39 protein-coding genes and 1 pseudogene are annotated in these 22,430 nt (G+C 37.4%); 1 reads left to right on the plus strand and 39 read right to left on the minus strand.

Annotated elements, in window-relative coordinates; genetic code table 11:
- Positions 1 to 226: 226 nt before the first annotated feature.
- From rpsI (BJK46_RS12680) to rpsJ, 39 genes and pseudogenes are all read right to left on the minus strand, one after another.
- Complete coding sequence (gene rpsI / locus BJK46_RS12680; protein WP_110148278.1) at positions 227 to 316, minus strand: 30S ribosomal protein S9; 90 nt, start codon at positions 314 to 316, stop codon at positions 227 to 229.
- A 157-nt stretch (positions 317 to 473) separates the two neighbouring features.
- Complete coding sequence (locus BJK46_RS09500) at positions 474 to 653, minus strand: hypothetical protein (protein WP_014613246.1); 180 nt, start codon at positions 651 to 653, stop codon at positions 474 to 476.
- A gap of 248 nt (positions 654 to 901) precedes the next feature.
- Complete coding sequence (locus BJK46_RS09505) at positions 902 to 2,338, minus strand: ATP-binding protein (RefSeq protein ID WP_014613245.1); 1,437 nt, start codon at positions 2,336 to 2,338, stop codon at positions 902 to 904.
- Between the two features lie 79 nt (positions 2,339 to 2,417).
- Positions 2,418 to 2,642 (minus strand): annotated as a pseudogene (locus tag BJK46_RS09510) (group II intron maturase-specific domain-containing protein); the annotation flags it as partial.
- A gap of 119 nt (positions 2,643 to 2,761) precedes the next feature.
- Positions 2,762 to 3,154, minus strand: a complete 393-nt coding sequence (rpsI, locus tag BJK46_RS09515; RefSeq protein WP_037542446.1) for a 30S ribosomal protein S9 — start codon at positions 3,152 to 3,154, stop codon at positions 2,762 to 2,764.
- Between the two features lie 19 nt (positions 3,155 to 3,173).
- Positions 3,174 to 3,611 (minus strand): 50S ribosomal protein L13, encoded by a 438-nt coding sequence (gene rplM / locus BJK46_RS09520; protein WP_014613242.1) that lies wholly within the window; start codon positions 3,609 to 3,611, stop codon positions 3,174 to 3,176.
- A gap of 208 nt (positions 3,612 to 3,819) precedes the next feature.
- Positions 3,820 to 4,623, minus strand: a complete 804-nt coding sequence (gene truA / locus BJK46_RS09525; RefSeq protein ID WP_015729510.1) for a tRNA pseudouridine(38-40) synthase TruA — start codon at positions 4,621 to 4,623, stop codon at positions 3,820 to 3,822.
- 15 nt (positions 4,624 to 4,638) lie between these two features.
- Entirely contained in the window at positions 4,639 to 5,442 is an 804-nt protein-coding gene (locus BJK46_RS09530; RefSeq protein ID WP_015729511.1) for an energy-coupling factor transporter transmembrane component T family protein, read from the minus strand.
- Positions 5,432 to 6,298: an energy-coupling factor transporter ATPase gene (locus BJK46_RS09535; protein ID WP_014613239.1), complete on the minus strand. Its 867-nt coding sequence runs from the start codon at positions 6,296 to 6,298 to the stop codon at positions 5,432 to 5,434. The genes BJK46_RS09530 and BJK46_RS09535 overlap by 11 nt, the downstream gene beginning before the upstream one ends.
- A complete protein-coding gene (locus BJK46_RS09540) occupies positions 6,295 to 7,104 on the minus strand; it encodes an energy-coupling factor transporter ATPase (RefSeq protein ID WP_014613238.1) in 810 nt (269 codons plus the stop codon). The genes BJK46_RS09535 and BJK46_RS09540 overlap by 4 nt, the downstream gene beginning before the upstream one ends.
- A 480-nt stretch (positions 7,105 to 7,584) precedes the next feature.
- On the minus strand, positions 7,585 to 7,953 hold the full coding sequence (rplQ, locus tag BJK46_RS09545) for a 50S ribosomal protein L17 (RefSeq protein WP_014613237.1): 369 nt from the start codon (positions 7,951 to 7,953) through the stop codon (positions 7,585 to 7,587).
- A 16-nt stretch (positions 7,954 to 7,969) separates the two neighbouring features.
- Positions 7,970 to 8,914, minus strand: a complete 945-nt coding sequence (locus tag BJK46_RS09550) for a DNA-directed RNA polymerase subunit alpha (protein ID WP_014613236.1) — start codon at positions 8,912 to 8,914, stop codon at positions 7,970 to 7,972.
- Positions 8,915 to 8,988: 74 nt separating this feature from the next.
- Positions 8,989 to 9,378 carry a 30S ribosomal protein S11 gene (gene rpsK / locus BJK46_RS09555; RefSeq protein ID WP_014613235.1) on the minus strand — a complete coding sequence of 130 codons (390 nt, stop codon included), beginning with the start codon at positions 9,376 to 9,378 and terminating at the stop codon, positions 8,989 to 8,991.
- A gap of 24 nt (positions 9,379 to 9,402) precedes the next feature.
- A complete protein-coding gene (gene rpsM / locus BJK46_RS09560) occupies positions 9,403 to 9,768 on the minus strand; it encodes a 30S ribosomal protein S13 (RefSeq protein ID WP_014613234.1) in 366 nt (121 codons plus the stop codon).
- 23 nt (positions 9,769 to 9,791) lie between these two features.
- Positions 9,792 to 9,905, minus strand: coding sequence for a 50S ribosomal protein L36 (gene rpmJ, locus BJK46_RS09565; RefSeq protein ID WP_002509257.1), 114 nt, complete (start codon positions 9,903 to 9,905; stop codon positions 9,792 to 9,794).
- 31 nt (positions 9,906 to 9,936) lie between these two features.
- On the minus strand, positions 9,937 to 10,155 hold the full coding sequence (gene infA, locus BJK46_RS09570; protein ID WP_001118443.1) for a translation initiation factor IF-1: 219 nt from the start codon (positions 10,153 to 10,155) through the stop codon (positions 9,937 to 9,939).
- Between the two features lie 166 nt (positions 10,156 to 10,321).
- Entirely contained in the window at positions 10,322 to 10,975 is a 654-nt protein-coding gene (locus BJK46_RS09575; RefSeq protein ID WP_014613233.1) for an adenylate kinase, read from the minus strand.
- A gap of 17 nt (positions 10,976 to 10,992) precedes the next feature.
- On the minus strand, positions 10,993 to 12,285 hold the full coding sequence (gene secY / locus BJK46_RS09580; RefSeq protein ID WP_014613232.1) for a preprotein translocase subunit SecY: 1,293 nt from the start codon (positions 12,283 to 12,285) through the stop codon (positions 10,993 to 10,995).
- Positions 12,285 to 12,725, minus strand: a complete 441-nt coding sequence (gene rplO / locus BJK46_RS09585) for a 50S ribosomal protein L15 (RefSeq protein ID WP_014613231.1) — start codon at positions 12,723 to 12,725, stop codon at positions 12,285 to 12,287. Before rplO ends, secY begins: the two co-directional genes overlap by 1 nt.
- Positions 12,726 to 12,741: 16 nt before the next feature.
- Positions 12,742 to 12,921 carry a 50S ribosomal protein L30 gene (rpmD, locus tag BJK46_RS09590; protein ID WP_014613230.1) on the minus strand — a complete coding sequence of 60 codons (180 nt, stop codon included), beginning with the start codon at positions 12,919 to 12,921 and terminating at the stop codon, positions 12,742 to 12,744.
- A gap of 16 nt (positions 12,922 to 12,937) precedes the next feature.
- Positions 12,938 to 13,438 carry a 30S ribosomal protein S5 gene (rpsE, locus tag BJK46_RS09595; RefSeq protein WP_014613229.1) on the minus strand — a complete coding sequence of 167 codons (501 nt, stop codon included), beginning with the start codon at positions 13,436 to 13,438 and terminating at the stop codon, positions 12,938 to 12,940.
- Between the two features lie 22 nt (positions 13,439 to 13,460).
- Entirely contained in the window at positions 13,461 to 13,820 is a 360-nt protein-coding gene (rplR, locus tag BJK46_RS09600) for a 50S ribosomal protein L18 (protein ID WP_014613228.1), read from the minus strand.
- A 31-nt stretch (positions 13,821 to 13,851) separates the two neighbouring features.
- Positions 13,852 to 14,388: a 50S ribosomal protein L6 gene (gene rplF / locus BJK46_RS09605; protein WP_014613227.1), complete on the minus strand. Its 537-nt coding sequence runs from the start codon at positions 14,386 to 14,388 to the stop codon at positions 13,852 to 13,854.
- A 28-nt stretch (positions 14,389 to 14,416) separates the two neighbouring features.
- The gene (rpsH, locus tag BJK46_RS09610; protein ID WP_014613226.1) at positions 14,417 to 14,815 is read right to left on the minus strand and encodes a 30S ribosomal protein S8; all 399 of its coding nucleotides are present in this window, start codon (positions 14,813 to 14,815) and stop codon (positions 14,417 to 14,419) included.
- Positions 14,816 to 14,845: 30 nt separating this feature from the next.
- A complete protein-coding gene (locus BJK46_RS09615; protein WP_014613225.1) occupies positions 14,846 to 15,031 on the minus strand; it encodes a type Z 30S ribosomal protein S14 in 186 nt (61 codons plus the stop codon).
- Positions 15,032 to 15,052: 21 nt separating this feature from the next.
- Entirely contained in the window at positions 15,053 to 15,592 is a 540-nt protein-coding gene (gene rplE / locus BJK46_RS09620; RefSeq protein WP_014613224.1) for a 50S ribosomal protein L5, read from the minus strand.
- Positions 15,593 to 15,617: 25 nt separating this feature from the next.
- The gene (rplX, locus tag BJK46_RS09625; RefSeq protein WP_014613223.1) at positions 15,618 to 15,932 is read right to left on the minus strand and encodes a 50S ribosomal protein L24; all 315 of its coding nucleotides are present in this window, start codon (positions 15,930 to 15,932) and stop codon (positions 15,618 to 15,620) included.
- Between the two features lie 43 nt (positions 15,933 to 15,975).
- A complete protein-coding gene (gene rplN / locus BJK46_RS09630; protein ID WP_014613222.1) occupies positions 15,976 to 16,344 on the minus strand; it encodes a 50S ribosomal protein L14 in 369 nt (122 codons plus the stop codon).
- A 28-nt stretch (positions 16,345 to 16,372) separates the two neighbouring features.
- Complete coding sequence (rpsQ, locus tag BJK46_RS09635; RefSeq protein ID WP_014613221.1) at positions 16,373 to 16,636, minus strand: 30S ribosomal protein S17; 264 nt, start codon at positions 16,634 to 16,636, stop codon at positions 16,373 to 16,375.
- Between the two features lie 25 nt (positions 16,637 to 16,661).
- Positions 16,662 to 16,871 carry a 50S ribosomal protein L29 gene (gene rpmC / locus BJK46_RS09640; RefSeq protein WP_014613220.1) on the minus strand — a complete coding sequence of 70 codons (210 nt, stop codon included), beginning with the start codon at positions 16,869 to 16,871 and terminating at the stop codon, positions 16,662 to 16,664.
- The gene (gene rplP / locus BJK46_RS09645) at positions 16,861 to 17,295 is read right to left on the minus strand and encodes a 50S ribosomal protein L16 (RefSeq protein WP_014613219.1); all 435 of its coding nucleotides are present in this window, start codon (positions 17,293 to 17,295) and stop codon (positions 16,861 to 16,863) included. Before rplP ends, rpmC begins: the two co-directional genes overlap by 11 nt.
- 2 nt (positions 17,296 to 17,297) lie before the next feature.
- Entirely contained in the window at positions 17,298 to 17,951 is a 654-nt protein-coding gene (gene rpsC / locus BJK46_RS09650; protein WP_014613218.1) for a 30S ribosomal protein S3, read from the minus strand.
- A 23-nt stretch (positions 17,952 to 17,974) separates the two neighbouring features.
- On the minus strand, positions 17,975 to 18,328 hold the full coding sequence (rplV, locus tag BJK46_RS09655; protein WP_014613217.1) for a 50S ribosomal protein L22: 354 nt from the start codon (positions 18,326 to 18,328) through the stop codon (positions 17,975 to 17,977).
- A gap of 33 nt (positions 18,329 to 18,361) precedes the next feature.
- Positions 18,362 to 18,640: a 30S ribosomal protein S19 gene (gene rpsS, locus BJK46_RS09660; RefSeq protein ID WP_014613216.1), complete on the minus strand. Its 279-nt coding sequence runs from the start codon at positions 18,638 to 18,640 to the stop codon at positions 18,362 to 18,364.
- 64 nt (positions 18,641 to 18,704) lie between these two features.
- Positions 18,705 to 19,538: a 50S ribosomal protein L2 gene (rplB, locus tag BJK46_RS09665; RefSeq protein ID WP_014613215.1), complete on the minus strand. Its 834-nt coding sequence runs from the start codon at positions 19,536 to 19,538 to the stop codon at positions 18,705 to 18,707.
- A 31-nt stretch (positions 19,539 to 19,569) separates the two neighbouring features.
- Complete coding sequence (gene rplW / locus BJK46_RS09670) at positions 19,570 to 19,845, minus strand: 50S ribosomal protein L23 (RefSeq protein WP_014613214.1); 276 nt, start codon at positions 19,843 to 19,845, stop codon at positions 19,570 to 19,572.
- Positions 19,845 to 20,468, minus strand: coding sequence for a 50S ribosomal protein L4 (gene rplD / locus BJK46_RS09675; RefSeq protein ID WP_014613213.1), 624 nt, complete (start codon positions 20,466 to 20,468; stop codon positions 19,845 to 19,847). The genes rplW and rplD overlap by 1 nt, the downstream gene beginning before the upstream one ends.
- A gap of 26 nt (positions 20,469 to 20,494) precedes the next feature.
- The gene (rplC, locus tag BJK46_RS09680) at positions 20,495 to 21,154 is read right to left on the minus strand and encodes a 50S ribosomal protein L3 (protein WP_014613212.1); all 660 of its coding nucleotides are present in this window, start codon (positions 21,152 to 21,154) and stop codon (positions 20,495 to 20,497) included.
- 27 nt (positions 21,155 to 21,181) lie between these two features.
- A complete protein-coding gene (rpsJ, locus tag BJK46_RS09685) occupies positions 21,182 to 21,490 on the minus strand; it encodes a 30S ribosomal protein S10 (protein WP_014613211.1) in 309 nt (102 codons plus the stop codon).
- Positions 21,491 to 21,953: 463 nt separating this feature from the next.
- Here rpsJ and BJK46_RS09690 point away from each other — a divergent pair, with 463 nt between their 5' ends.
- Positions 21,954 to 22,340, plus strand: a complete 387-nt coding sequence (locus BJK46_RS09690) for a hypothetical protein (protein ID WP_014613210.1) — start codon at positions 21,954 to 21,956, stop codon at positions 22,338 to 22,340.
- Positions 22,341 to 22,430: the final 90 nt, after the last annotated feature.

Raw genomic sequence — 22,430 nt, forward strand, 5'->3', positions numbered from 1 at the left:
AAATATCATACTAAGGCTATGATATTTCTGTTCGTCAGTGCGAGTGTTTGCGTCCGACTTCCTTCAGATTCCACTTCGCAATGGACACCCTTGTCTTTCGCTAACAGTTCCTACTACCAAGCCTGTAACGGACTTTCACCGTCAAGATGTTACCCATGCCGGGCGCACTGAAAAAGACATCTTCCCGCAATGAGAAGATGTCTTGAAACATAATATATAATCAATATTAACGTTTTGAGAATTGAGGTGAACGACGGGCTTTTTTAAGACCTGGTTTTTTACGTTCAAAAAACTTTAGGGTTTCGTATAGTTGTATAAACTATCGTAAGCCTTGAAATTAAAGGATTTCTAATTCTTTTCGATTGCATAGAATTAAACCAAATTATACTTAGGGGTAACTAAATAAACTGCTGGCCGGTGGTAAATACTCTTGTATCGTTCGATTATCGTCTGGTTATCACTGGATAAATTTATTAGCCTCTATATAAATAATTTCTAGTACCTAGGCCTCTACCTTCAGAACCGATAATCTCTATTTTCTTCAGTTCCGCAATTAAGTCAGATGTATAACTTTTTTGAAGACCCATTGTTTCTTGGATTTCTATTCTACTTGCTAACTTACCATCTGATAGAAATTCTACAATCTCTGTCAACTTTTGATTTGTAGGTATTTTATTTAACTTGTAATTCTTATTAAATAATACTACTCGAAAATTCCCCTCTTTACTCGAAAGCTTACAAAACCCTTGATATCATTGGTTTCACATGATTTTTTAATATTTTTCTTTTGAGTTACTCGAAAATTTTTTTCTTTACTCGAAAGCTCACAAAACCCTTGATATCATTGGTTTCACATGATTTTTTAGTATTTTTCTTTTGAGTTACTCGAAAATTTTTCTCTTTACTCGAATCCGAGTAAATAATATGTTCTCTTTGGATCATTTTTACTTGATCCATGTGTCGATATAATATTCATTTCCTCTAATTCTTTTAATCTTTTTCTAGCAGTAGGAACAGACCTTTGAATAATATTAGCAATTTTAGATGCTGTTAGTTCGCCTTGATTATATAAATGTCTCACAATTAATTCATGTTGCTCATTTAAACTTTCAAATAATTCAGGTGTTATTATATTACTCACTCTACCTGTTTCTCTTTCTTTTCTAGCTACGACATTATTCTTCAAAGTTAGTTGTACTGAACTATTATTAGGCTCTGAATAAACAGGATCATCTAAAAAATAATCCTTCATTTCGTCAAATATACGTCCCACGCCCTCATTTGATTCTCTCACCCATTTATATTGAGTTAATGCTGCAGCTAATTTTGGATTCCTTGAATATCTTTCTTCCTTAATATTCTCTAACGTAACAGAAGCAGGCAATACACCCGGGCTACTAATTTCTAACCTGTCGTCAAACATTTTTATTCTTATATGATCGCCTTGATTATCATATCTACGATGTATAATAGCATTTATCATTCCCTCAAACCAAGCAAATTCCGGATATTCCGGCAAAGTTACAAACCTTCCCTCTTTGCCTAAAAAAGTATATTCACGTAATTGTGTATTGATGAAAGCTCTCGCTTCTCTTATTGCTACTGGCAAAGCTTTGTCAAAAGTAATATCTTTTACAACGTTAAGTCTTGCCCCAGATTCTTCTTTTGTACCTTCATACCTCATGAATCGGATCCTAGCACTAGGTAAATAAACATTAATATTATTACTAAACAATAATAAACCTGCAACTGTCAATTTACCTTCACGCATAAACCCTCTAGCTTTTAATAATTTTTCATTATCTACATTAGTATCAAGTAATTGCTTAAACTCACTAACAAGGTTTTCATCCACATCTTCAATACTAGAATACTCGACCAATTCTTCTTCGAAACGACGTGAACCGCGATCGTATTCTAAATTGGTAATTTGATTGTGTGTCAATTTTCTACTTTTATCATTAATTCTTAAATATACTGAATCATCTTTTAAGGTGATAATAGCATCATAGCTAGGTTCAATGTCGAAAATAAGAATTTCATCCATAGTTCCATCGCGTTTCTTCACTTCTATTATTTCATGAGTATATTTAGGTATTCTATATAAATGTTCGAAAGGTGCTTCAATATATACCTCTTTATTTTTTGCTTTTGAATGATTAAATCCTGAAATTTCTCCATTATCTTCAATACCAATTACTAGTTTGCCACCTTCAGCATTTGCAAACGCACTAATATGTTGAGCAACATCTTTAGGATTTATAGACGCCCTCTTTCGATCTAGAAGCTGTCCTTCAACCTCATTTTGCAAATATTCAATATACTTACTACTAGTCATATATAAACCTCGCAATCACGCATCTTATTGACTTTATTATAACATTCAATAAGATATCTATCGAATATCATTATGACCTCTATCTGCTTGTCGTACAAACCCCAAAGTAATTTATCCAACCTCGCGTCACTTGGCTAATTTCAGTGATAATGTCTTTAAAGGTACCGGGTCTATTTCATTTCGTTATTTTCCTTAAGGTGCGTATTAAATTTCTTTTTGCTTCCGTAGTCGGTCTGAAACGACAAACCCCATTGACCTTGGTTATTAGACAAATCAAGAACTTTAAACGTGTGACTGCTCCTACTCCTACTACCAAAACTGTAACGGACTTTCACCGTCAAGATGTTACACATGCCGGGCGCACAATAAAAAGACATCTTCCCGCAATGAGAAGATGTCTTGAAACATAATATATAATCGATATTAACGTTTTGAGAATTGAGGTGAACGACGGGCTTTTTTAAGACCTGGTTTTTTACGTTCTTTCATACGTGGGTCACGTGTTAATAAACCAGCACGTTTTAATGAACCTCTGTATTCCGGATCAGCTTCTAATAATGCACGTGCGATACCGTGACGGATTGCTTGTGCTTGACCAGTGAAGCCACCACCGTGAACGTTAACTAAAACGTCATAGTTACCTTTCGTTTCTGTTACGTCGAATGGTTGGTTTAAGTCTAAGATTAATGATTCGAATGGTAAGTATTCACGTACGTCACGATCATTTACTTTAATGTTACCTTCACCTGGTACTAAACGTACACGTGCTACTGAGTTTTTACGACGGCCTGTGCCTCTATATTCAACTTGTGCCAATGTCATTTCCTCCTTCTAATTAACCACGTAACTCGTAGTTTTCTGGTTGTTGTGCAGCGTGTGGATGTTCAGCGCCACCATAAACGAATAATTTTTTACCTTGTTTTTCACCTAAACGTGAACTTGGTAACATTCCTTTAATAGATGTTTCAAGTAAACGTTCTGGGTTAGTACGTTTTAACTCGCCAGCTGTGATTGATTTTAAACCACCTGGGTGATTTGAGTGACGGTAGTAAATTTTATCGTTTTCTTTGTTACCAGTCAATTCGATTTTTGATGCGTTGATGATGATCACGTAGTCACCTGTATCAACGTGTGGTGTGTAAGTTACTTTATTTTTACCGCGTAAGATAGCTGCTACTTCTGATGATAAACGACCTAATGTTTGCCCTTCAGCATCGACAACGTACCATTTGCGCTCAATGTTTGATTCATTTGCCATAAATGTTTGACGCATAATTGAGTCCTCCTAGTGAATAAATGTTTCTATAGTTTTGGGGTGATTGTACGAAACAATCCAGTGCGCTATTTATTCCGTTAGCTGTTGCTCTTTCCTGCTTATATATCTTGTAACACAATAAGTTTCCGGGGCTTATCGTGGGGTGATATAAAACAATACCGTTAACTATGATATAGGTTTTAGCGCATAAAGTCAATGTGTTTCGTTAAATTTGTGTTGATTTTTTAGAGTGAATTTGAATGTGATCTCCAAAGTCCGCTGTTAACTGCTCTGCCGCTAAATAAATCTTCTCCAAATACAGTCCTTCTGCGGGTGCTGTATGAGGAACAAGATTTCTATCTTGCTGCGCTAACAAGTTGGGAACATCGTCTGCTGAACGTCTCCCTTTACCGACTTCTAATAGATATGCCATAATGACACGCACCATATTGTACAAAAACCCTGATCCTGTAATCACGAAATCGATACCGTCTGCAGTCTGTTCAACACGACTTTCATATATCGTACGTTCTTTGCTTTCAACTTCTGTTTTTTGTGAACAGAACGTCGTAAAATTATGTGTACCGACAAAATACTGAGCCGCACGTTGCATTGCTTCAATATCCAATGCTTTTGGCTCGAATGTTTTCAATTGTGACCAAAACGGGTTGCGATGTTCAGCTTGATAAATGCTATAGCGATAACGTTTCCCGACACAGTCATAGCGACAATGAAAGTCTCGATCAATAAAAGAAACATCATGAACATAGATATCATCAGGCAATGCACTATTCATCGCATGTTGCCAGCGTTCGGGCGTAATGTTTAAATGCGTATCAAAATGAAAATATTGTGCTTTAGCATGTACACCACGGTCCGTTCGACTGGATGGATGAATGCGTACATGTTGCTGATGCATGCGTTTTAATATTTTTTCAAAGTAGCCTTGAATTGTTCGCCCTTGATTTTGAATTTGAAATCCTAAAAATTGTGCACCGTTATAACTGATTTTAACGAGGACACGCTGCATAATATCGTCCTTTCTTTAAAAAGTATGGCCTAACCATAGAGAAACCGCTGCAATAGGAACGAGGCTGATAATTAATAATGTGTCTTTCAGCTGCCATTTTAAAATGCGATAACTCGTTCGTTCTGCATTGGCATCGTAACCTCTCACTTCCATCGCAATCGCAAGTTCTTCTGCACGTTGAAACGCAGAAATAAACAATGGAATGAGTAATGGAATAAATGCTTTAATTCTCGCAGCCAATGAACCTGAGCTAATGTCAGAGCCCCGTGATTTTTGAGATAAAATGATTTTATCCAATTCTTCCATTAATGTCGGAATAAAACGTAAGGCAATCGACATCATCATACTTAATGCTGCCACAGGAATTTTAATGTATTTTAACGGTTTAAACAGACGATCAAATGCATCTGTCAAATTGAGCGGACTCGTCGTTAATGTCAAAATCGTTGAGACAATCATAATGAATCCGAGTCGAAGCATGATAAGTATCCCTTCTCTAATCCCGTTTGAATCAATAGTAATGAAGCCCCATTCAATCAAACGTGTTCCACCTTTAGTGAGAAACAGATGCATCATAAAGGTTAAAATTAAAAAGAAGAATACCGGTAAGAGTCCTTTTATAAGAAACCATAATGGAATACGTGCAAGTTTAGTAACTGTGAGTAATATAAGTGCAAGCCACAAATAACTTAAAGACGCGTGACTAAAAAAAATAATGATAATAAACAAAAATACAAAAATCAGTTTCGCGCGCGGGTCCAATCGATGTATGACGGTATCGAGCGGAAGAAAACGTCCAATAATTAGCTTATCCTTCATGACGTTGCCTCCATTCTTCATAAATCGCTACAAACGATGCTTCTGTTAATGCCAACTTGTCGAACTGTACGCCCAATTTCGCCTCAACATCACGCTGTAACCGCACAATGTCAGGAAGGCATAAGTGCAAAGCATTGACGTCATCAGGGCGTTGGAAAAAGTCATACGGCGTCGTGGATTCTATTAAAGTTCCACCTTGCATGATTTTAATTTCATCCGCAAATTCAGCGACATCGTTCATATCGTGTGTCACTAGAATAATCGTTTTCCCTTCTTCCAACTGTAGTTTCTTAAACAACGCCATCACTTGAGCTTTACTTCGTGGATCTAAACCCGCTGTCGGTTCGTCTAAAATTAAAATATCCGGGTCCATCGCTAATATGGCAGCGAGCGCAATTTTACGCATTTGCCCTCCTGAGAGTAGAAACGGAGACTGCTGCATCACTTTTTCTGCATCAAAACCGAGTTCACCAAGCAACGTCATTGCTTTGTCACGTGCCTCTTCTATGTCAAGCCCATAATTACGTGGTCCGAACAATACTTCCTTTTCGACAGTTTCCTCAAATAACTGGGACTCCGGAAATTGAAAAACCATACCTATCCGTTGACGAATCGATTTCAGATGTTTATCTTTCGTTTTTCGGTTGACGGTGACATCTAGCACTTGGACCTTGCCACGGGTCGGTTTCACTAAACCATTGAAATGTTGAATCAATGTGGACTTGCCAGACCCCGTTTTACCGATAATCGCATAATAACGTCCAGGTAAAAACTCTGTTGAGATTTGATTTAACGCTTGATATTCATAAGGTGTATTCTTTTGATACGTATAGGAAACTTCTTCAAATTTAATCATGTCAACCGCTCCAATAATCCTTCATACGTTATAAACGATTGGCTAAGATTTAACTTTTGAGCCATGCGCATCTCAAAGGGCAAATCCAAACCAATTTCTACTAACGCTTCACCTTGCTCAAAAATCTTTTCAACCGTTCCTTCTAAAAACACTTCGCCGTGATTCATCACAATCACACGATCTGACGACACGACTTCTGAAAGGTCATGTGTAATCGCAATGACCGTAACACCTTTATGTCGATTGAGTGCTTTCACCATCGCTAGTATATCACGCTTACCTTCTGGGTCCAACATCGCCGTCGCTTCATCTAAAATAATCAATTGCGGTTCTAAAGCTAAAACACTCGCAATCGCGACACGTTGTTTTTGACCACCAGAAAGCGCAGTAGGTTCATGATGCTGTTTATCATACATATCTACATCTTTAAGGACTAAAGGCACAATGTCATGCATCTCATTGTAGGACAATCCTTTATTTTCTAAACCAAAAGCCACATCATAGCTTACTGTTGATCCTACAAATTGATTTTCAGGATTTTGAAACACGATGCCAATATGATGTTCAAAAGCTGAACGATCGACACCTTTAATCGAACTGCCGTTAATACGAATATCGCCTTGATAATCTTGTTCAATACCTGTGAGCAGTTTCGCTAATGTTGATTTACCCGAACCGTTATGACCGACAATAGATAACCATTCACCTTTGTTCACTTTGAATTGGATATCATTTAAAACTTTCGGTTGATCCTCATGATATTGAAATGAAACGTGATCAAATTCTATCAAGTGCTCGTGTTCCATTTCTAGTGCCTCCTTTATGTGCTAATATGACTATTTTACAAAAAACAACGCCATTTGTATATGTATCGGAAATGTTTGCCTGCGATTCAATCCCATCGTATGCCATTAGCGTTTCTGACTTGACTTAACGCTTATCGTCCCATTAAAAAAAGGATATGAGACAATCAACCATCATCTCACACCCTTGTCTATTATTGTCAGACTGAGACACATCTAAGTTTTCACAGTCTTGATCTTCTCATAGTCTTATTTTCAATCAGTAATGATAAAGCAGTCAAAAAAATGAGGACGATTGGAACACAAAAGTTTGACGTCCCGACCCATCCAACATTGACATAAAAAAGCGCGCACCCCATCTGAATTGAGTTCACGCTTTGTCGTCAATATTAAGTTAGATGGGGTACTCTGAGCTAGACAATATTTGTATGTGGCAAACATTATCGTTGCACTCATTTGCTTTCATGTAGTAGTGTGTATCAATTATACTAATTCAATGATTACTTTTAATGCGCCATCGCCTTGACGTGGAGCAACTTTAAGAATACGAGTGTAACCACCTTGACGCTCTTGGTAACGTTCAGCGATTTCACCGAATAATTTTTGAAGTGCAGTTTGAGTCGTTTCATCTTCGTTTAAGATTTGAACGTTGCGTAATGTTTTAGCAGCATTACGACGAGAAGCTAAGTCACCTTTTTTACCTAAAGTGATCAATTTTTCAACTACGCTACGAAGTTCTTTCGCACGTGCTTCAGTCGTTTCGATGCGTTCGCTAACGATTAATGATGTTGCTAAGTCACGTAACATTGCTTTACGTTGATCTGAAGTACGACCTAATTTTCTGTAACCCATGAGTTAACCTCCTTTATCAATCTTCTTTTCTTAGACCTAAACCTAAGTCTTCTAATTTGTATTTTACTTCTTCAAGAGACTTACGACCTAAGTTACGAACTTTCATCATATCAGCCTCTGATTTGTCAGCGAGTTCTTGTACTGAGTTAATACCCGCACGTTTAAGACAGTTGTATGAACGTACAGATAAGTCTAATTCTTCAATAGACATTTCTAATACTTTTTCTTTTTGATCTTCTTCTTTTTCAATCATGATTTCTGCATTTTGTGCTTCGTCAGTTAAACCAACAAAGATGTTTAAATGCTCAGTCATAATTTTAGCAGCTAAAGATACTGACTCTTGCGGTGTAATTGAGCCATCAGTCCATACGTCTAATGTCAATTTGTCGAAGTCAGAACTTTGTCCCACACGTGTATTTTCAACTGTATAATTCACACGCTCTACTGGAGAGTATAATGAATCTACTGGAATCACACCAATTGGAAGATCACTTGAGTTATTTTGATCAGCTAATGCATACCCACGTCCTGTATTCGCAACTAAACGTAACTTAAGGTGACCACCTTTAGACACTGTCGCAATTTTAAGATCAGGGTTCAAAATTTCAACATCACTGTCATGCATGATATCTTTTGCAGTGACTTCGCCTTCTTCTTTAATATCGATTTCAAGTGTTTTATCCTCTTCAGAATAAATCTTAAGTGCTAACTTTTTAATATTCATCACAATTGTAGAAACATCTTCAACGACATGATCAATTGCAGAGAATTCGTGTAACACACCTTCAATTTCGATATACTTCACAGCCGCACCTGGTAATGATGATAGTAGGATACGACGTAAGGAGTTTCCTAGTGTAGTACCATAACCACGCTCTAATGGTTCAACAACGAACTTACCGAATTTAGCATCATCACTAACTTCAATTGTCTCAATTCTAGGTTTCTCAATTTCAATCATTTACATATCCTCCTTAAGTACGTCGACTTGCATAACTTTAAATTCAAGTGATTTGTGACAAAACGAAAATTTAATTATACGCGACGACGTTTTGGTGGACGGCAACCATTATGTGGAACTGGAGTAACGTCTTTAATCGCTGTTACTTCTAAACCTGCTGATTGTAACGCACGGATCGCTGACTCACGACCTGGGCCAGGGCCTTTTACAGTTACTTCAACTGATTTTAAACCATGCTCCATCGCTGCTTTTGAAGCTGTTTCAGAAGCCATTTGTGCTGCGAATGGTGTAGATTTTTTAGAACCTTTAAAACCAAGCGCACCTGCAGATGACCATGATAAAGCATTACCGAATTCATCTGTAATTGTTACGATTGTATTATTGAATGTTGAACGGATATGAGCCACACCGTTTTCAATATTCTTTTTCACTCTACGTTTACGTGATACTTGTTTACGTGCCATAGTATAATTTGCCTCCTTTACCTATTATTTTTTCTTGTTAGCTACAGTTTTAACTGGGCCTTTACGCGTACGAGCGTTGTTTTTAGTTTTTTGACCGTTAACTGGTAAACCACGACGGTGGCGGATACCACGGTAAGATGAGATTTCCATCAAACGTTTGATGTTTAAGTTTGTTTCACGGCGTAAGTCACCTTCAACTTTATAACCGTCTACAACTTCACGAATACGACCTAACTCATCGTCAGTAAGGTCTTTAACACGTGTATCTTCTGAAACGTTTGCTTCTGAAAGGATCTTTTGTGCTGATGTTTTACCGATACCGTAGATATAAGTTAATGAGATTACTACGCGTTTATCACGTGGGATATCAATTCCTGCAATACGTGCCATTATAATTTACACCTCTCTTTTAATTAACCTTGTTTTTGTTTATGCTTAGGGTTTTCACAGATTACCATGACTTTACCTTTACGTTTAATGACTTTACATTTTTCGCAAATAGGTTTTACTGATGGTCTTACTTTCATTTTTATACCTCCTTCAATGTTGGAGTGACAATTATTTATAACGATATGTGATTCTTCCGCGTGTTAAATCATACGGAGACATTTCTACTGTTACTTTGTCGCCAGGTAGAATACGGATATAGTTCATTCGAATTTTACCACTCACATGTGCTAGAATTTCATGACCATTTTCTAATTCTACTTTAAACATTGCATTTGGTAAAGTATCTAATACTGTACCTTCAAGTTCGATAACGTCTTGTTTTGCCATTTGGAATAACGCCTCCCTTTTGTTGTAAGGATATAGAATATTTATTCATGAACGGTCTACTTTAGTTATACTCACTTTTACACAATCGTTATAAAGCCTTGTCACCATAAAAATCAATTTATGCTATCAAAGTTAACGACTGATTCAAAATGATCTCACCAAGCCGTTATGATTTAAGTGACTCTAAAATTTCAATCACATCTGATGTAACTTCATCAATGTGTTTTGACCCGTCGATGTTTTTCAAAAGACCTTTTTGATTGTAAAACTCTAAAATAGGTTTAGATTGCTTTACATTCACTTCTAAACGGTTCGCAACAGTTTCAGGGTTGTCGTCTTCACGTTGATAAAGCTTACCACCATCAATATCACAAATACCTTCAACTTTTGGAGGATTGAAAACAAGATGATATGTTGTGCCACAAGTCTCGCAAATACGACGACCTGTTAGACGATTCATGAGTTCTTCTTCTGGCACCTCGATATTCACAACTGCATCAATCGTTCTTCCAAGTTCTTCTAGGATTGAATTTAATGCTTCTGCTTGCTCAATCGTACGAGGAAATCCGTCTAATAAGAAACCTTTTTTTGCATCGTCTTCAGAGATACGTTCTTTTACAATCCCAACTGTAACCTCGTCTGGTACAAGTTCACCACGATCCATATAGGATTTCGCTTCTTTACCTAGTTCAGTTTCATCTTTAATCGCTTTTCTGAACATATCCCCCGTTGAAATGTGAGGAATAGGGTACTTTTTAATGATTTCACTCGCTTGAGTTCCTTTACCAGCACCAGGCAATCCCATTAAGATAATGTTCATAAGTGCCCTCCTACAAATTATCGTCTACCAAAGCCTTTATATTCTTTTTCATTCACTTGAGCTTCTAAACTTTTCATTGTTTCAATGGCAACACCGATAACGATGAGTAAGCTTGTACCACCCAATTGAATTGCTTGTGGTAAGTTCATAAATTTAGTTGCGATAATTGGTAAAATCGCAATGACCGCTAAGAAAATTGAACCTACAAACGTTAAGCGATATAAGACTTTAGTGATATATTTTTTCGTTTGTTCACCAGGACGAATCCCTGGAACGTAACTGCCTTGCTTCTTAAGATTTTCTGCCATCTTTTCAGGGTTGACTTGAACAAATGCATAGAAATAAGTAAATGCAATAATCAAGACAACATAAACTACCATACCCATATTATGAGATGGGTCAGCGTAATTTCCTAGCTTTTGTGCCCAGTCGGCATCCGGGAAGAACAATGATAATGTTCTCGGTAATAAAAAGAATGCCATTGAAAAGATGACTGGAATCACACCAGCTGAGTTAACTTTTAATGGTAAGTATGTTGCTTGTGAACCAAGACGCATATGAGATTGTTTCTTTGCATATTGAATAGGTATTTTACGAATCGCTTGTAATACATATACCGCGCCGACAGTTAATAAAATCATACCGACAACGAGTCCAGCGACTTTCAACCAAGCGAATGTAACATCATCTTGTCCGATAAACTCCTGTTGGTAAAATTGCATGAGTCCAGACGGTAATGTAGATAAAATACCTGCAAAGATGATAATAGAAATACCATTACCAACACCATATTGCGTGATCTGTTCACCTAACCACATTAAAAATGCAGTTCCTGACGTAAGTACTATTGCAATTAACAAATACGACCAAACATTTTGTTCTTTGATAAGTGCCCCGTCCAAATAATTATTGAATTGGAACGACATACCAATCGATTGAATAAATGCTAAAACAATTGTGAAATAACGTGTGAAGTTGTTTAACTTCTTACGACCAGTTTCACCTTGCTTTGCCCATTCAGTAAACTTAGGTACAATATCCATTTGCAATAGTTGCATAACAATTGAAGCAGTGATGTAGGGCATGATTCCCATAGCAAAAATGGAAAAGTTCTTCAAGGCTCCGCCACCAAACGTGTTTAACAAGTCAGTGACGCCTTGAGAACCTTGTCGATTATCAAATGCTGCTGGATTAACACCAGGTGCTGGGATATACGTACCTATTTTGAAAATGACTAACATTGCAAGAGTAAAAAGTATCTTGTTACGAACTTCTTTTGTTTTAAAAAAGTTCACAAGCGTGTGAAACATTAGATCACCTCTTGTGCTCCGCCTTTCGCTTCAATAGCGGCTTTAGCTGAAGCTGAGAATTTGTGTGCTTTAACAGTTAATTTCTTTTCTAATGAACCATTACCTAAAACTTTAATGCCAGCTTTTTCATTCTTAACTACGCCTGTTTCGATTAATAACTCAGGTGTTACCTCAGTACCATCTTCAAATTGATTAAGTTGGTCCAAGTTAACGATAGCGTATTCTTTACGGTTGATGTTTGTGAAACCACGTTTTGGAATACGACGGAATAATGGTAATTGACCACCTTCGAAACCTGGTCTTACGCCACCACCTGAACGTGCTTTTTGACCTTTTTGACCACGACCACTTGTTTTACCGTTACCAGTACCTGCACCACGGCCGACACGGTTACGTAATTTACGTGATCCTTCTGATGGTTTTAATTCATGTAATTTCATTTTGGCACCTCCTTAATTATTTTTCTTCTACTGATACTAAGTGACTTACTTTGTTAATTTGTCCACGAATTGCTGCGTTGTCTTCAACTGTAACAGATGAATTGACCTTACCTAGGCCAAGTGCTTTAACTGTTTTACGTTGTGTTTCTGGACGCCCAATAACGCTTTTAGTGAGGGTGATTTGTAATTTAGCCATTTATCTGTTTCCCTCCTTAATTGTATAATTCTTCTACTGTTTTGCCGCGTAAACGCGCAACATCTTCAGCATTTTTTAAGTTTTTCAAACCATTGATTGTCGCACGAACCATGTTGATTGGTGTATTTGAACCTAATGATTTACTTAAGATATCAGTGATACCTGCAAGCTCTAATACGGCACGAACTGGTCCACCTGCGATAACACCTGTACCAGGTGCTGCTGGTTTCATTAAAACACTTCCTGAACCGAAACGTCCAGTGATTGTGTGTGGTGTAGTACCGTCAACACGAGTAACTGTAATTAAATCTTTTTTCGCAGCTTCTACTGCTTTTTTGATTGCCTCAGGTACCTCTTGTGCTTTACCAGTACCGAATCCAACGCGACCATTTTTGTCACCTACTACTACAAGTGCAGTAAAACGGAAACGACGTCCACCTTTTACAACTTTAGCAACACGGTTAATCGTAACAACGCGTTCTTCAAATTCTTTAACTTCTTCTTCTCTACGAGCCATTTATATTGTCCCTCCTTTTAGATTAAAATTGAAGTCCATTTTCGCGAGCTGCATCTGCTAGTGCTTTCACACGTCCGTGGAATAAGTATCCTCCACGATCGAATACAACTGCTTCGATGCCTTTTTCATTTGCTTTCTTAGCAATTACTTCGCCGACTTTAGATGCCATTTCAACTTTTGTTGTAGAAGCATCTACTTCGCTATCTTTAGTTGAAGCTTGAACTAAAGTAACGCCTTTAGTATCGTCGATGATTTGTGCATAGATGTGTTTGTTTGAACGATATACGTTTAGACGTGGCTTTTCGCTAGTACCTGACAATTTCGTACGAACACGTGCATGTCTTTTTAAACGTACTTTATTTTTATCAATTTTGCTGATCATGTCAATACTCCTTTCTTATTAGAGTGATTTATTATTTACCAGTTTTACCTTCTTTACGACGTACATATTCACCTTGGTAACGGATACCTTTACCTTTGTAAGGCTCTGGAGGACGAACGTCACGAATTTTTGATGCTGTTGCACCTACTAATTCTTTGTCGATTCCTTCAACTTTAACTGTCGTATTTTTTTCTACTGAGAAAGTGATTCCTTCAGCAGCTTCAAATTCAACTGGGTGAGAGTAACCTACGTTTAATACAAGTTTGCTACCTTGAACTTGTGCACGGTAACCAACACCGATAAGTTCAAGTGTTTTTTCGTATCCTTTAGATACACCTTGTACCATGTTATTGATTAACGCACGAGTTGTACCATGAATTGTTCTATGTTCTTTAGAATCTGATGGTCTAACAACTTCAAGTGTGTTTTCATCTTGTTTGTAAGTCATTTCTTCATTTAAAGTTTGTGATAATTCACCTTTAGGCCCTTTTACTGAAACTGTATTTCCTTCGATCGTTACAGTGACATCGCTAGGGATTTCGATAATTTTTTTACCAACACGGCTCATGTTCTGGCACCTCCTTATTTATTTAATATTACCAAATGTAAGCTAATACTTCTCCGCCTACGTTACGTTTTCTAGCTTCTTTATCAGTGATTACACCTTCAGAAGTTGAAACTAATGCAATACCTAAACCGTTTAATACTTTAGGCACTTCGTTTGCTTTAGCATAAACACGTAAACCAGGCTTTGAAATACGTTTAAGACCAGTAATAACACGTTCGTTATTTGAACCATATTTTAAGAATAAACGGATAACACCTTGTTTATCATCTTCGATATATTCTACATTTTTGATGAAACCTTCATTTTTAAGGATTTCAGCAATTTCTTTTTTAATGTTTGATGCAGGTAATTCTAATTTTTCGTGACGCACCATGTTTGCGTTTCTTACACGAGTAAGCATATCTGCAATTGGATCTGACAATGTCATAGTTGTTGCCTCCTTTCAAGAGTTAAATTTTTACCAGCTAGCTTTACGTACGCCAGGAATTTGACCTTTGTAAGCTAATTCACGGAAACAAATACGGCAAAGTTTAAATTTACGATATACAGAATGTGGACGACCACAACGATCGCAACGTGTATATTCACGGACTTGGAATTTTTGTTTACGTTGTTGCTTAACAACCATTGATTTTTTAGCCATCTAATTCGCCTCCTTTAGAGATTATTTTTGAAACGGCATACCGAATTGAGTTAATAATTCACGCGCTTCTTCATCTGTGTTAGCAGTAGTAACGATAACGATATCCATACCACGTACTTTTGATACTTTATCATAGTCAATCTCAGGGAAGATTAATTGTTCTTTAACACCTAATGTGTAGTTACCGCGACCGTCGAATGCATTTTTAGATACACCGCGGAAGTCACGTACACGTGGTAATGAAACTGAGATTAATTTATCTAAGAATTCATACATTCTTTCGCCACGTAATGTTACTTTAGCACCAATTGGCATACCTTCACGTAAACGGAATGTCGCAACTGATTTTTTCGCTTTAGTGATTAATGGTTTTTGACCAGTGATTGCAGTTAATTCTTCAACAGCGTTATCTAATACTTTTGAGTTTTGTACTGCGTCACCTACACCCATGTTCACAACAATTTTATCGATTCTAGGTACTTCCATTACTGAGCTGTAGTTAAACTTTTTAACTAAGTTTTGTGTAACTTCTGAATTAAATTTTTCTTTTAAACGGTTCAAAGTGGATCCTCCTTTCAACTAGATATTAATTAGACTTAATTTCTTCGCCTGATTTTTTAGCGATTCTTACTTTTTTACCATCAACAAATTTGTAGCCTACACGTGTAGGTTCGTTTGTTTTAGGGTCTAATATTTGTACGTTAGAAACATGAATTGCTGCTTCAGTTTCTAAGATTCCACCTTCAGGATTCATTTGAGTTGGTTTTTGGTGTTTTTTAACGATGTTCACACCTTCCACAACGACGCGGTCTTTTTTAGGTTGAGTTGCTACAACTTTACCTGTTTTACCTTTGTCTTTACCTGCGATAACGATTACGTTGTCACCTTTTTTGATATGCATGTGGGCACCTCCTTGGAATTTATTATTTATGATTTACGATCGATTATAGTACTTCTGGTGCTAAGGAAACGATTTTCATAAAGTTTCCTTCACGTAATTCACGTGCTACTGGTCCGAAGATACGTGTACCACGTGGTCCTTTGTCATCACGAATGATAACACATGCATTTTCATCAAATTTGATGTAAGAACCGTCTTTACGACGTACACCTGATTTCGTACGTACAACGACAGCCTTAACAACATCGCCTTTCTTAACAACGCCTCCAGGTGTAGCATTTTTAACAGTTGCTACGATGACGTCACCGATGTTAGCAGTTTTGCGGCCAGATCCACCTAATACTTTGATTGTAAGTACTTCACGAGCACCAGAGTTGTCTGCTACTTTTAAACGTGTTTCTTGTTGGATCATGATTAAACCTCCCTTATCTTTATAGTCATTAAATGATTACTGATTCTTCGACGATTTCTACTAAACGGAAACGTTTTGTCGCTGATAAAGGACGAGTTTCTTGAATTTTAACGATATCTCCGAATTTAGCTGAATTGTTTTCGTCATGTGCTTTATACTTTTTAGAGTATTTTACACGCTTGCCATATAGTTTGTGCGTTTTGTATGTTTCAACTAAAACAGTCACTGTTTTGTCCATTTTGTCTGAAACAACTTTACCAACGTAAACTTTACGATCATTTCTTTCGCTCACTTTAGTAACCTCCTCTTTCAATCAATTATTGATTTGCTTTACCTTGTTCTAATTCTCTTTCACGTGCAACAGTTTTTAGACGTGCAATTGTTTTTCTTACTGTTTTAATTCTTGCAGTCTCTTCTAATTGACCTGTAGCTAATTGAAAGCGTAGGTTAAAAAGCTCTTCTTTTGAAGATTTGATTTGCTCTTCGATTTCTGAAGTGGTTAAGTCTCTAATTTCCTTAGCTTTCATTTGTTTCACCACCCAATTCTTCACGTTTTACAAACTTCGTTTTAACTGGAAGTTTGTGACTCGCTAAACGTAATGCTTCACGCGCAACTTCTTCAGATACGCCAGCAACTTCAAATAAAATACGACCTGGTTTAACAACTGCGATCCAGCCTTCAACCGCACCTTTACCAGCACCCATACGTACTTCTAAAGGTTTTTGTGTGTATGGTGTGTGAGGGAAGATTTTAATCCAAACTTTCCCGCCACGTTTCATGTAACGTGTCATAGCAATACGAGCTGATTCGATTTGACGAGAAGTAATCCAAGATGTTGTTGTAGCTTGAATACCATACTCACCAAATGTTACAAAGTTACCGCCTTTTGAACGACCTTTTGTATCAGGACGATGTTGACGACGATATTTTACACGCTTTGGTAGTAACATAATTATTTTCCTCCTTCACTATTTTTCTTAGTAGGAAGAACTTCACCACGATAGATCCACACTTTAACACCTAACTTACCATAAGTTGTGTCAGCTTCTGCATGTGCATAATCGATGTCTGCACGTAAAGTATGAAGTGGTACAGTTCCTTCTGAATATTGTTCAGCACGCGCGATGTCTGCACCGCCTAAACGACCTGAAACTTGTGTTTTGATACCTTTAGCACCTAATTTCATTGCTCTACCGATCGCTTGTTTTTGAACACGACGGAATGAAGCACGATTTTCTAATTGACGTGCAATGTTTTCAGCAACTAAACGTGCATCAAGGTCAACTTTCTTGATTTCAACTACGTTAATGTGAACTTTTTTGTCAGTAAGTTGATTTAATTTGTTGCGAAGTTTTTCGATTTCTGAACCGCCTTTACCAATTACCATACCTGGTTTACCAGTGTGAATAGCAATGTTGATGCGGTTAGCAGCACGCTCAATCTCAACGTGAGATACTGATGCGTCTTTCAATGCTTTATCAATAAATTTACGAATTTTTAAGTCTTCATGTAAAAGTGATGCGAAATCTTTTTCAGCGTACCATTTCGCGTCCCAGTCACGGATTACACCAACACGAAGTCCGATTGGATTAATTTTTTGACCCACGGTATTCCCTCCTTAAAATTTGATTAAGCTTCTTGAGCTTCCTCTTGTCCATCACTTACTACGATAGTGATATGACTTGTTCTTTTGTTAATTGCGCTTGCACGTCCTTGTGCACGTGGACGGAAACGTTTCAATGTTGGTCCTTCGTTAGCGTATGCTTCTTTAACAACTAATTGATCAGTGTTCATACCATAGTTGTGCTCTGCATTAGCTAAAGCGGACATTAATAATTTTTCTACTACTGGAGAAGAAGCTTTATTTGTTAATTTCAAAATAGCTACTGCTTCTCTTACGTCTTTACCTCGAATGAGATCCAATACTAATCGAACTTTACGAGGTGCGATTCTGATAGTTCTAGCAACCGCTTTTGCTTCCATTCGTATTTCCTCCTCTACTTACTAGAAATGGTATTATCTTCTTGTTTTCTTGTCGTCTGCAGCATGTCCTTTGAAAGTACGTGTTGGAGCAAATTCACCTAATTTGTGTCCAACCATATCTTCAGTTACATATACAGGTACATGTTTACGTCCGTCATATACTGCGAATGTGTGTCCAATAAAGTTTGGGAAAATCGTTGAACGACGTGACCATGTTTTAATTACTTGCTTTTTCTCGCTATCGCCTTGAGCCTCAACCTTTTTCATTAAGTGATCATCGACGAAAGGTCCCTTTTTAATACTACGAGCCATATTGGCGCCTCCTTTCTTATTATGTGCGTGCAGCGATTACGCCGCACACCCAAATAAGCTATTTTTATTTTCTCTTGCGTCCACGTACGATAAGTTTATCTGAACGTTTTTTACCACGACGAGTTTTCTTACCAAGCGTTGGTTTACCCCATGGTGACATTGGAGATGGACGTCCGATTGGCGCACGACCTTCACCACCACCGTGTGGGTGATCATTAGGGTTCATTACAGAACCACGGACTGTTGGGCGTTTACCTAACCATCTAGATTTACCCGCTTTACCAATGTTAACAAGTTCGTGTTGTAAGTTACCAACTTGACCAATAGTAGCACGGCAAGTTGAAAGAATCATACGTACTTCACCAGAACGAAGTCTTACAAGTACATATTTACCTTCTTTACCTAATACTTGCGCGCTAGCACCTGCTGAACGTGCAAGCTGTCCGCCACGACCAGGTTTTAATTCGATATTGTGGATAACTGAACCTACAGGAATGTCTTTTAATGGAAGTGCGTTTCCGACTTTAATGTCTGCCTCAGAACCACTTTCAATGATTTGACCTACTTCTAAGCCTTTAGGTGCAATGATGTAGCGTTTTTCACCATCTGCATATACGATTAATGCAATGTTTGCTGATCTGTTTGGATCATATTGGATTGAATCCACTTTACCAGGAATTCCATCTTTATTACGTTTGAAATCAATAACACGGTATTGACGTTTGTGTCCGCCACCATGATGACGTACAGTCAATTTACCTTGGTTATTACGACCCGCTTTTTTCGGTAGCGGTTGTAATAATGACTTTTCAGGCTCAGATTTTGTGATCTCAGCAAAATCTAATGTAGTCATATTACGACGACCATTTGTAATTGGCTTGTAATGTTTAAGAGCCATTGTCGCTTACCTCCTTATTGGTATTTAGTTTTTAGTTAAATAAGTCGATTTGACCTTCTTTTAATGTCACAATCGCTTTACGACGTTTGTTTGTATAGCCTTGATAACGGCCCATACGTTTTTTCTTTGGTTTATAGTTGATAATGTTGACATTAGCAACTTTTACTTCAAAGATTTCTTCCACTGCTTTTTTCACTTCTGTTTTGTTAGCACGTACGTCTACATCAAAAGTGTATTTATCTTCAGCCATAGCTGCAGATGATTTCTCAGTGATTACGGGGCGCTTTAGAATGTCTCTAGCTTCCATTATCCGAGCACCTCCTCAACTTTTTTAGCTGCTTCTTGAGTGATTAATACGCTGTCTGCGTGAGTTAACTCTAATACGTTTAAACCTTCTGGTGTTGTGATTGTTACACCTGGAATGTTACGTGCTGATAATTCAACATTTACATCTTCCCCAACTGTTACAACTAACACTTTTTTAGGTAATTCTAAGTTTGTTAAAGTTGTTTTGAATTCTTTTGTTTTTGGTGCTTCTAAGTTAAAACTATCAACAATTTTGAATCCATTTTCTTGTACTTTGTAAGAAAGTGCAGAACGTAATGCTAAACGACGCATTTTCTTAGGCATTTTGTAGCCATAGCTTCTTGGTGTTGGACCGAATACGATACCACCACCACGCCATTGTGGCGCACGGATTGTACCTTGACGCGCACGTCCTGTACCTTTTTGTCTCCATGGTTTACGTCCACCGCCACGAACAGCTGAACGGTTTTTTACCGCGTGTGTACCTTGGCGTAATGAAGCACGTTGTAAGTTAATTGCTTCGAATAAAACATCATTATTTGGTTCAATCCCGAATACTGAGTCGCTAAGTTCTACTGTACCAGCTTTTGAACCGTCAACTTTATATACATCATAATTTGCCATTATGCATTTCCTCCTTTCGCTACTAATTATTTGTTAGCTTTGATTGCTGATTGGATTTGTACAAAACCTTTTTTAGGTCCAGGTACATTACCTTTAACTAAAATTACGTTGTTTTCCGTATCAACTTGAACAACTTCTAAGTTTTGAACAGTTACTGTATTACCACCCATACGACCTGGTAATTTTTGCCCTTTGAATACGCGTGATGCATCTGATGCCATCCCGATAGAACCTGGTGCTCTGTGGAAATGAGAACCATGAGACATAGGTCCACGTGATTGGTTATGACGTTTGATTGCACCTTGGAAACCTTTACCTTTTGAAGTTCCTGTTACGTCAATAATGTCGCCAACTTCAAATGTATCTACTGAGACTTCTTGACCTACTTCGTAATCATCAACATTAACGTTTCTGAATTCACGAATGAAGCGCTTAGGTGCTGCGTCAGCCTTTTTAGCATGACCTTCAGCTGCTTTAGTCGCATATTTATTAGTTTTTCTACCTTTTTTGTATGCTTCTTTGTTTTCAAAACCAATTTGGATTGCGTTGTAACCGTCAACCTCTACAGTTTTCTTTTGTAATACTACGTTTTCTTTAGCTTCTACTACTGTAACTGGGATTAATTCACCGTTCTCACCGAACACTTGAGTCATCCCGATTTTTCTTCCTAAGATTCCTTTGGTCATCGAAAGTCCACCTCCTAAAATTTTCTATTATAATTTAATTTCGATGTCTACACCTGATGGTAAGTTTAAGCCCATAAGCGCGTCAACTGTTTTTGGCGTAGGATTTACAATGTCGATTAAACGTTTATGTGTACGTTGTTCGAATTGCTCACGAGAATCTTTGTACTTATGAACCGCACGAATGATTGTGTAAACTGCTTTTTCAGTTGGTAATGGAATTGGACCAGAAACATCCGCTCCAGAACGTTTTGCAGTTTCAACAATTTTTTCTGCTGATTGATCGATAACACGGTGATCATAAGCTTTTAATCTAATTCTGATTTTTTGTTTTGCCATGATTTACCCTCCTTATTCGTCTTCATTAAAGTGATAGACTTCTCCACGAAAACTATCTCACACAACGCCATGGCAAAGCGGCCGGGTGTGTCAGTAACCTTTCGCTTCATCGCATTAAAAGTCCAACATTAGACATGATACATGAAATGTGTTCACTTCGCAACTATTTATACAAAGTTTTTTTATGTCTAATTCACATACCTCATCATTTTACTTGATATATGCTTTAAGTTCAATAGCTTAGAGAGATTTTTTCAAATTTAATCTTACATTTTGTTTCTTATCATTTAAACAATTATAATAATGGTAAATCTTTTTTCCATTGTGATATGATAATCCGACAAAATGTTGAGGCACTGCATTAAAACTTTCTATATTATATAGTGTAGAATAGTTACAATGTATCCCCACATCGCAAGCGTCGTTTTAGGCGTTTGATTAAATCATTAAGGAGTTGCTTATTTTGACGAGAAATTCTAAAACAGCTTTAGTTATACTATCTATCATTGCACTTGTTTCTGAGTTCATTACTGGCTTTCCCCTTCTAGGTGGTTGGTATGTTCTTGCACTAGGTTGGCAGCCACTCGCATTTAATGCATTTATCTATTTAATTATGGTGCTTATCTTTATTTTCAATCGCCAAAATACGATTCGTCCTATGCTACTTATCCCAGCTGGCGGTATCATTGCAAGTGCCCTTGCGGTGATTCCTTTTGTAGGTATGATTTTGCATTGGATTATGTTCGTATTAATGATCTTCTTACTGATTGTATTATTCGTAACCCCTGTTTATCTTAAAGCTTCATATACGCGTTATACGCATTCTGAACGTGATCATAAACGTTATTAAATTATTTCATGGGGATTGAAAAAATATTGATGCTATTGTTGCAGCAGTTTGTTTAACTTGTTCTCAATGATTTCTGACTTTGATTACGTT

Origin of the sequence: Staphylococcus pseudintermedius (assembly GCF_001792775.2) — a bacterium.
Taxonomy (GTDB): Bacteria; Bacillota; Bacilli; order Staphylococcales; family Staphylococcaceae; genus Staphylococcus; species Staphylococcus pseudintermedius.